Source organism: Streptomyces sp. NH27, assembly GCF_056859195.1.
This window is the reverse complement of the sequence record NZ_JACEGK010001042.1, coordinates 1-719: the sequence shown is the minus strand read 5'-3', so window position 1 is coordinate 719 and position 719 is coordinate 1. Positions and strand designations below refer to the sequence as shown.

General features: G+C 68.4%; 1 protein-coding gene. It reads left to right on the top strand.

Annotated elements, in window-relative coordinates; genetic code table 11:
* The first annotated feature begins 185 nt into the window (after positions 1 to 185).
* A complete protein-coding gene (locus AC13HU_RS37915; RefSeq protein WP_003959770.1) occupies positions 186 to 599 on the top strand; it encodes an SsgA family sporulation/cell division regulator in 414 nt (137 codons plus the stop codon).
* The last annotated feature ends 120 nt before the right edge of the window (positions 600 to 719 follow it).

Here is a 719-nt window from a genome sequence, read left to right as displayed (position 1 = left end):
CCACTTCCACCGACTGGCCAAACCGTCCTGAAACGGCTCCGTACGGGTCTTCCCGCTGAGCCGGACGAGTTACCAGAAGCCTCACAAACACCTCAGAGGGGTTTACAAGGTCGCCGCAGGTGGCATGTCGATTTCGCCGACGTGCGAATCCCCGAGCGCACACTGAGCGAAAGGCCCTGGCGCTTATGAACACCACGGTCAGCTGCGAGCTGCACCTGCGCCTCGTTGTGTCGAGCGAATCCTCACTGCCTGTACCCGCGGGCTTGCGGTACGACACGGCCGATCCGTATGCCGTGCACGCCACCTTCCACACCGGAGCCGAAGAGACGGTCGAATGGGTGTTCGCCCGCGACCTGCTCGCCGAGGGGCTGCACCGCCCCACCGGCACCGGCGACGTCCGAGTCTGGCCGTCCCGCAGCCACGGTCAGGGCGTCGTGTGCATCGCCCTCAGCTCCCCCGAGGGCGAAGCCCTGCTCGAAGCCCCGGCGCGGGCCCTGGAGTCCTTCCTGAAGCGGACGGACGCCGCGGTCCCGCCGGGCACCGAGCATCGCCATTTCGATCTGGACACGGAGCTCTCGCACATCCTCGCGGAGAGCTGATCCCCGTATCCCATACCGTCCGCGGTCGTCCTACTCGGGGGGACGCCCGGACCACCGGCCGCGTCGGACCACCACCAGCGGTCCGACGCCGCAGGCAACGGAGCCGCCGCCGTGGGAGCA

Excerpts from the sequence above, each read along its gene's own strand:
- AC13HU_RS37915 (WP_003959770.1), top strand. The coding sequence starts at position 186 with ATGAACACCACGGTCAGCTGCGAGCTGCACCTGCGCCTCGTTGTGTCG.